The 7,197-nt window shown below is 69.0% G+C and carries 8 protein-coding genes and 1 pseudogene; 6 read left to right on the top strand and 3 right to left on the bottom strand.

The features are described 5' to 3' along the window. The first annotated feature begins 352 nt into the window (after nucleotides 1-352). Nucleotides 353-748: an ATP-binding protein gene (locus ACFWTC_RS38095; RefSeq protein ID WP_384030507.1), complete on the top strand. Its 396-nt coding sequence runs from the start codon at nucleotides 353-355 to the stop codon at nucleotides 746-748. Between the two features lie 251 nt (nucleotides 749-999). On the opposite strand, the gene ACFWTC_RS38090 is transcribed toward ACFWTC_RS38095, so the two are convergent. Next, nucleotides 1,000-1,998: a transposase gene (locus tag ACFWTC_RS38090; RefSeq protein WP_384030509.1), complete on the bottom strand. Its 999-nt coding sequence runs from the start codon at nucleotides 1,996-1,998 to the stop codon at nucleotides 1,000-1,002. Nucleotides 1,999-2,433: 435 nt separating this feature from the next. Between ACFWTC_RS38090 and ACFWTC_RS38085 the strand changes: the two genes are divergently transcribed. The 4 genes and pseudogenes from ACFWTC_RS38085 (at nucleotide 2,434) to ACFWTC_RS38070 (ending at nucleotide 5,152) form a co-directional block, all read left to right on the top strand. Beyond that, complete coding sequence (locus ACFWTC_RS38085) at nucleotides 2,434-3,318, top strand: DUF4394 domain-containing protein (protein WP_384030511.1); 885 nt, start codon at nucleotides 2,434-2,436, stop codon at nucleotides 3,316-3,318. Nucleotides 3,319-3,659: 341 nt separating this feature from the next. Further along, nucleotides 3,660-3,995: pseudogene (locus ACFWTC_RS38080) on the top strand (D-aminoacylase); the annotation flags it as partial. 524 nt (nucleotides 3,996-4,519) lie between these two features. Continuing rightward, on the top strand, nucleotides 4,520-4,864 hold the full coding sequence (locus tag ACFWTC_RS38075) for a hypothetical protein (RefSeq protein ID WP_384030513.1): 345 nt from the start codon (nucleotides 4,520-4,522) through the stop codon (nucleotides 4,862-4,864). A 21-nt stretch (nucleotides 4,865-4,885) separates the two neighbouring features. After that, a complete protein-coding gene (locus ACFWTC_RS38070) occupies nucleotides 4,886-5,152 on the top strand; it encodes a hypothetical protein (protein ID WP_384030515.1) in 267 nt (88 codons plus the stop codon). Between the two features lie 128 nt (nucleotides 5,153-5,280). Here ACFWTC_RS38070 and ACFWTC_RS38065 read toward each other — a convergent pair whose 3' ends face one another. After that, on the bottom strand, nucleotides 5,281-6,138 hold the full coding sequence (locus tag ACFWTC_RS38065) for a hypothetical protein (protein ID WP_384030517.1): 858 nt from the start codon (nucleotides 6,136-6,138) through the stop codon (nucleotides 5,281-5,283). A 9-nt stretch (nucleotides 6,139-6,147) separates the two neighbouring features. After that, nucleotides 6,148-6,702, bottom strand: coding sequence for a SigE family RNA polymerase sigma factor (locus ACFWTC_RS38060; RefSeq protein ID WP_384030519.1), 555 nt, complete (start codon nucleotides 6,700-6,702; stop codon nucleotides 6,148-6,150). A gap of 145 nt (nucleotides 6,703-6,847) precedes the next feature. Here ACFWTC_RS38060 and ACFWTC_RS38055 point away from each other — a divergent pair, with 145 nt between their 5' ends. Continuing rightward, a complete protein-coding gene (locus tag ACFWTC_RS38055; RefSeq protein WP_384030521.1) occupies nucleotides 6,848-6,979 on the top strand; it encodes a hypothetical protein in 132 nt (43 codons plus the stop codon). The last annotated feature ends 218 nt before the right edge of the window (nucleotides 6,980-7,197 follow it).

Genomic DNA, 7,197 nt, shown 5'->3' with positions numbered 1-7,197 from the left:
CACCCGCGATGAGTACCGCACCCACTCTCCGCGTCCCGGGGGAGGGCGGCTCGCAGCAAGCCCGCTCCCTGCCGACCCGCAGCCACGCCGGGACGTAGCTAAAGAAGGCGGGGCAGCCAGCCATCGGCGACGTCGGAGCGCTCCCGTGCCCACTGCGCCTTTTCCTCGAGGAGTCGGCGGAAGCCCGCCAGGCCGATGCCGGGTGCGGGCGACGTCGTGAACACGGCCGGTGCCCGTACTGCGGGCGGCCGCTTTATCCTCCCGGGCCTCAGGCGGCAGGCCGCATTCCGGTTTCTGTGCGCGCAGCGGGGCATGCGCGAAATCTGAGCCCGCCGGGTGGAAGGAGGAATAGGTGAGTACCGCCGTCCTGGATCATCCCCTGTCCCGTTTGAGTCGCCCTGCCGCGTCAGCACGGGATGCCACCCGTGCTTTCCTGGCCGGCGCATCCCGCCTTCGGGCCCCTGCCAAGGCCGGGAGCATGGACGACGTGCTCCTGGTGGTGGCCGAGCTCGTCGCCAACGCGGTCCGGTACACCGACGGCCCCTGCGTTCTGCACCTGGAACTGCAGGATGACTCCATCGACGTCTGCGTCGCCGACGAGAGTCCCCGGCTTCCCCAGCTCCGGACCCCTGGTACGGACGGGACCGGCGGGTGGGGATGGTTCGTGATCAAGCGACTCGCCACCCGCGTCCACATCAAGGCGATGCCGGACGGCGGCAAGACCATCTGCGCGGCACTCCCCTGGTAGCTCCCCCGCCTCGGGGGTTGCCGCCTCGCCACTGCACGAAGTGGCGGCTCACCGCCACGGAAGCCGGGGAGATCTGACCCGGCTCGGACACACCACGGGCCCGGGAAATCAGCCTGGCAATCGGGGCCCGCAAGCGCGTAGTAGCACGCGCTCAGCGCTCTTGGCCGTCACCTGCGCGGGCACCGTCGACGCTTAGTCCGGCCATGGATCCGATGCCGGCGCCCCGGCTCATCGCGGCCGCTCCGTTCCGTTCACGCGGCGGGCGCCTGATTCATCCGTTCGCCTGGTGGAGGGGCTGGGGCAGCGGGCAGGCTGGCGGGGTGAGTGAGACGCATGCACGGCGGGTGTACGGTGCCGGTCTCCTTGGCGTCGCAGGTCTCGGTGATGTGGACCTTGTAGCCGTCCCAGGCCGAGCCGCGCTTGACGGCGTTGCGGGAGTCGGGGTCGTAGGGCGAGGTGATCCGTGCTCTGCTGGGCGGGAGCTCGTCCTTCCCCCGCCAGGCCACCTCCTGCACTCCGTCCGTGATCGTGCGCTGGAACTGCTGGAGCCATACGGTCCGCAGGATGCCGACAGCCGAGACCTGCGGCAGCCAGGCCGGGGCGCTGACCCCGACGGCCGCTTCGAGGAACTGGTAGCCGTCGGCCGCGATGCGCCAGGTCAGTTGGGTCCGCTCGCTCTCGTCGCTCGGCAGTCGGTAAGAGTCCACCCGGGTCCCGTACTGTTCTTGCCAGCCCCCTGGCATCCAGGAGGCGAGCCACTCGGGTGCTGCGACGGCAACCGCCTCCAGGGCGGCCCTCAGCGTCTCGCCGACGAACTCCAGGCGGTTGAGATCCCTCACCGCGGCGAGGATGTGGGTGGAGTCGGTCCGCTGCCGGCCCCGGCCGGACACGAGATCCAGCTCGTTGAGCCGCGCCAGCAGCAGGTCCAGGATCTTCTCCTCCAGCCCGTGGGCCAGGAGACGGTCACGGAAGCCGGTCAGCACGGTGAAGTCGAACCCGGGGTCGGTCAGTTCGAGGCCGAGCAAGTACTTCCAGTCGATTCTCGCGCGTACTGCATGGGCGGCCTGCCGGTCGGTCAAGTTCTCCGCGAACTGCAGCACGCTGACCAGGGCCAGCTGTCCCGGCGCGACACCGGGTCGGCCCCGCACACCGAACGCGGACTTGAAGATCTCGTCGTCGAAGAGCGGACCAAGCGCGTCCCGTACCCGCATTGCCAGGCAGCCCTTCGGGAACGCTGCTCGAGCCACCATCCGCGTCCCCTCAGGAACCTCTCGACCCGAGTCTGCCCGTATCGACACCCGACTTTCCGCCCCACGACCGAACCGCAGGCCTGCCACCCAAGCCCCGATCCTCAGGCTCCACCCCTCAGCCACCAGCCAAGACCGAGATCGACGGCATTCACCCAATTGGGCAACGGGGTCATCGAGGTCGAATACAACCGCACCCGCCTGCGCAAGCACCCCGGGTACGGCTACGTCACCCCACTCGAAACCAGAGCCCGGACGACCCACAACGTCACCCCCGCAGCGTAACCACCCGCTGTCCAGGTTCAGGGGGGAACTTCAGTTCACCCGGCGGCCCATGCGGTGGTTCCTCGTGAGACCAACCCTTTTCGGCAGCGGCCCCGAATGTTCCTACGGATGCGCCCGCACCGACGGGCGTCAGGAGCAGCAGCTGGAGTGATCATGCGTACACGCTTGATGGCTTGCGCGATAGGGGCGGCCGTCGCCGCCACCTTGGCCCTGCCCCCACTCGCCTCGGCCGGCGGCCACGCCCAGCCCGCCGCGGACCCCGCGACGAAGGCGCTCACAGTGGTGGGACTGACAACCGACCAACGGCTGGTTGCATTCCGTACGGACGGACCAGCACGGACCACCGACCTGGGACGGGTCACCGGCCTCAGCGGCGACGGGAAGATCGTGGGGATCGACTTCCGGGTCCAGGACCGAAAGCTCTATGGAGTCGGTGACCGCGGCGGCATCTACGTCCTGGACAAGGCATCGGCGCAGGCCGAGAAGGTCTCCCAGTTGACGGTCCCGCTCGCCGGCACCGCGTTCGGAGTGGACTTTAACCCCGCTGCCAACCGCCTTCGGGTCATCAGCGACACCGGACAAAACCTGCGCCACAACATCGACGACACATCCGCCCCCGAAACGACCACCGCCGACGGAACGCTCACCAACCCCGCGCCCCCGCCGGGCACGGCAAAGCCCACCACGGCCAGGGGAGTGACTGGCGCCGCCTACACCAACAACGACTTGAACGCTGCCACGGCTACCACCCTGTTCGATCTCGGCACCGGCATGGCCAGGCTGTCCCTGCAGTCCCCCGCGAACTCCGGCACCCTCGCCCCTACCGGAAACCTCGGCACGGCCGCAAGCCCGAGCGCCGGCTTCGACATCTACTTCTCACCCGAAACGAAGACCAACCACGGCTTCGCCACACTCCAAACCGGAGCCTCCCACCGCTTCCACACCGTCAACGTACTGACCGGAACGGCGACCGTCACTGGAACCTTCCCGACCAGCACACCCGTCTTCGACATAGCCCTGCCCCTCGACCAGCGCTGAAAGCAGAAAGCAGCCTGTCGGAGTTTTCCGCACGGGGTGCCTCGTCAAGGGCGGTGATGTAACTCGGCGCGGGTGCTCTGGCGCCGCTGGACACCCTCGCGACCGCCGACACCCCCGCCCGTGCGAGGTTCCGGGGTGTCGTCAGGCCGGCGGGGCGTAGGCTTCAGGCATCGTGAACGTGCTGGAAGTCGCCCTCCGGACTCTGCTGGTTTCATGGACACATGCGAGGACCGCGCTGGTGGGCCAGATGTCGCCGACCAGCGCGAGACCCGCGCTCGCGGCCACCGCGGCCGTCAGCTCACAGCTGCGGAGGGCGGCGAGCCGGGTGCCGTAGGGGCGGGGTTCCCGGATCCAACGGCTGCCACGGCGTCCCCATCGAATGGGACACGATCGAGATCTCCGGAGTCTCCGATCCCGACCCCGGCCTCGGAAAGACCATCGCCGAGCCGGCCCGGATGCGCGGGGAAGAGTCGTGGGCCACGGCCCGGCGGCTGCTGATCGGTGACCGCCTCGGATCGGCGATCCTGCAACATGTCAGAGACGAGGAGAACGTCCGCTCATCATGAAGCACCGGGCCCACACGGCCGGTTCGGACGGTATTCGCCAGGGCCAAATCCCACCCGCGTGCCTACGGCACCTTCCCCCAGTACCTCGGGAAGTACGTACGCGAGCTCGGCGAGCCTGCCGTTGGGCGGGGGTAACGGCTACGGGCCCGTCGAGGTCAAGGCCTCAAGGGTCTCGTTGCGGGCTGCAGAAGTTGTGCGGCCTGTGAGGTGCGACGGCGGATCGCCTCGGCCCCGCTGACTGTGGCCGCTCTCCCCGCCCCGAAGCCGGCGACGTGACGGCAAGCTCCGGGGGCGAGGGGCGGTGAGCCGCAGCCATCCTTCCCGGGGTGGCCAAGGCATCGTAAGAATCACCCGATGTCCCTTGCTCTAGCCCTCGCCACGCCGATGGTGCTGCACCGATCACTAGGATGCCGAGGAAGACTCCGACGATGTCACCGCCGGTGCCGGTCGCCATTAGAAATTGGCAGCCAGTTAGTACGTACTGGAACAGTACGGGCTGACTGGACCCGAAGGGCCCGGCGTATCCGGCGGACCGTACGGGCGTTATCCGGGAGCGGTTATCAATGGGTATTGAGGGGCCTTCCGGCGGGGGCCGACGGCGTGAGCGGCTGACGTCCGCGCCACGTGCGCGGCGGGTGAATCTGTCGTTCAACGACGCGGAGCTGGAGGTCGTCCGGCTGGCCGCGGGGCGGGAGGGGATGTCGCCCGCGTCGTGGGCGGGACGGCAGGTGATGGCGGTCGTGCAACACATCCTGGTGCCGGTCTCGCGGGATGCCGGGGACGTGCTGAGGGAGCTGGTCCAGGCCCGGGTGCACCTGCGGGAGACCGTCGCCGCGCTCCGCGCCCTGACCGCCGCCGACCCGCCTGTGGCTGGCTTCCCTGGGACGGCCGCCACCGTGGTGGAAGCGGCGTTGGCGGCGGTGGCCCGGGTGGATGCGGCGACGTGCGCGGTGATACGGGAGAGGCGCCCACGGTCGTGATGACGCCCCACTGCTGCGCCGGTGCGGGAGGCCGCCGACCCGTGGGCGCCACCCGCGAGTACGGACGCGAAGCGCTCCTGGGGCCCGCTGACCGAGAGCCTGAACGTGCCCCGGGACCTGGACCTCGGCGACCGCGCGAAGGCGCTGGAACAGCTCGGCGTCAACCGGCTCGCGCACGCCGCGATCGTCGGCGTCGTCAAGGACGTCCTCCCCGACGGGCCGGGGAGTGCGCGGCGGCCACCGCCAAGAGGTCGCCGAGGCTTTTGCGGCTGGCCGCGGCCGCCGTAAGTTCCATTCGCGGTGGCCCGCGCGTCAGCCGATGGCCGAAGGGGCGGGGCGGTGGGATGGACGGAGCGGGCAGTGGTGCCCGTGTCACCGCTCTCGGCGTGATTCCGTCCAGTGAAGGTTCCGCTCCGTCAGCCGAGGGGGACGGTCTTCTGTTCCTTTTGTACCGGGTTGGCGTCGGCGGTCTTGACCAGGTCGAGGAAGGCGGAGGCCTTGGCGACTTCCAGGAGCTGGTCGTTGGTGACCGGTGCCGAGGTGTTCGACTTGTCGTGTGGGCTGATGACCAGTGACACGGTGCTCTTGCCGTAGCGGAAGTGGAGACGGGTCTCGCTGACGCCGCCGTTGTTGTTCGGCGAGGTCGCAGACATGGCCTCGATGCCGCCGGGCAGGGTGGTCCTCTTGCAGTCCTGGCCCTTCGCCGTTACGCAGTCCGGGCCCTTGGCGGAGGTGTCCGGACCCGACGGACGCACCGAGAAGATGATGGTGAAGGTCTTGCCGTCCTTCGTGCCCTGGTACATGTTCACGCTGAGGTCGGTCCGCTGGACCGTTCCGATCGTCGCCGGTAGCAGGCTCTGGAGCACGGGCACGGCCTGGTTCTGGAAGTTCTCCTGCTTGGCCCGCTGGGCCAGCGGCAGATCGGCCATCGAGTCGCCGCCCGGGGACGGTTCGAGGTGTACCGGCGGCAGCGGCACGCTGCTCGACGACGACGACGGCGCCGGCGTGGCCACGTTCACCTGCCCGGAGACCTGCGGGCCGTTCTTGTCGGCCGGCAGTGCCACGGCCCCGGCTACGCCGAGCGCGGCAACGGTCAGCACCGCCCCGCCGATCGCGAACCGGGCGCGCGCCCGGCGGCGCCGGCCCTGGGTGCGGGCCGCGCCCACGAGGTCGGGGAGCGGGGGCAGGTCGGTGGTCGTACGGTCCATCGCGTCCCGGACCAGCATGACGGCCCTGTCGTCGGGGACTTCGTGGAGGTCTTCGTTGCTACCCATGACGTCTCCTCAGTTCTCGGTGGCGTAGATATGGGCCTCACCGAGCTGCGTGCGCAGCCTCGCCAGGGCACGCGAGCACTGGCTCTTGACCGTCCCCTCGCTGCACCGCAGCAGTTCGGCGACCGTGCCGACGCTGAGGTTTTCCCAGTAGCGCAGGACGACCATGGCCCGAGCGCGCGGCGGCAGCTCGGCGAGTGCGGCGAGCAGGGTGACGCGCAGCTCGGCGTGTTCGGGCAGCGGCGGCCGGTCGGCGTGCCGGTGGGCCAGGAGGTCCCGCAGCCGGCGTCGCCGTTCGGCGAGGAAAGTGCGGGTCAGTACGGTCCTGGCGTACGCGTCGGGACTCTCGGCGGCGGATACCTTCCGCCAGTGCTGGAACAGCTTTGCGAGGGTCGTCTGGGTCAGATCGCGTGCGCCGTCGGCGTTCCCGCACAGCAGGTACGCGGTCCGGTACAGCTTGCGCTGACTGGCCCGGGCGAAGACCTCGAAATCGAGGCCTTCGCCCAAACCGGGCCTGAAGCCATGTCTGACGTCTTGCCCGCAGTCGTGCTCGGTGCCTGGCGGCATCAGCCCTCCCCTTCACTTGTGTCTGTCCCCTGTCCTGAGTGCTGCCGCCAGGAAAAGGTTGAACACGAATTCTTCATGGGGAACTTCAACGGATGCGGTCCGGGCATGCGCGGACCAGGTCCGCACTGTGCAGGCGAGACAAAGGATGACGAAGGCTCGCGTCATCATGACGGCCGACGCGACGTGCATCGGCGCGAACGAGACGGTCCTCGAAGCCGCGAAGAAGATGGCCCGGCTGAAGGTTGGCGCACTGCTGATCTGCAGCACCGACGAATAGCTCAAGGGCATGCTCACCGACATCCGTCGTGAACGTCCTCGCCGTGGGCAAGGACCCCGCCACGGTGAAGGCGGGCGACCTCGCCCAGGGCAAGGTGAGAACTGACACTGCTACTGGGTGTCTGGAGTGTCAGTGGCTTGCTGAGAGCATCGAGTCATGACTGACCGAACTGCTTCGATCACCGCCTACTGGGACGCCGCTGCAGCGGCCTTCGATGA

The sequence above is a fragment of the Streptomyces sp. NPDC058619 genome (assembly GCF_042717785.1).
Taxonomy (GTDB): Bacteria; Actinomycetota; Actinomycetes; order Streptomycetales; family Streptomycetaceae; genus Streptomyces.
The sequence above is the reverse complement of the archived record's forward strand: the minus strand, read 5'-3'. Positions and strand labels throughout refer to the sequence as shown.

Coding starts and splice junctions, on each gene's coding strand:
- ACFWTC_RS38090 (WP_384030509.1), bottom strand. CDS start 1,998: ATGGTGGCTCGAGCAGCGTTCCCGAAGGGCTGCCTGGCAATGCGGGTA.
- ACFWTC_RS38085 (WP_384030511.1), top strand. CDS start 2,434: ATGCGTACACGCTTGATGGCTTGCGCGATAGGGGCGGCCGTCGCCGCC.
- ACFWTC_RS38065 (WP_384030517.1), bottom strand. CDS start 6,138: ATGGGTAGCAACGAAGACCTCCACGAAGTCCCCGACGACAGGGCCGTC.
- ACFWTC_RS38060 (WP_384030519.1), bottom strand. CDS start 6,702: ATGCCGCCAGGCACCGAGCACGACTGCGGGCAAGACGTCAGACATGGC.
- ACFWTC_RS38055 (WP_384030521.1), top strand. CDS start 6,848: ATGACGAAGGCTCGCGTCATCATGACGGCCGACGCGACGTGCATCGGC.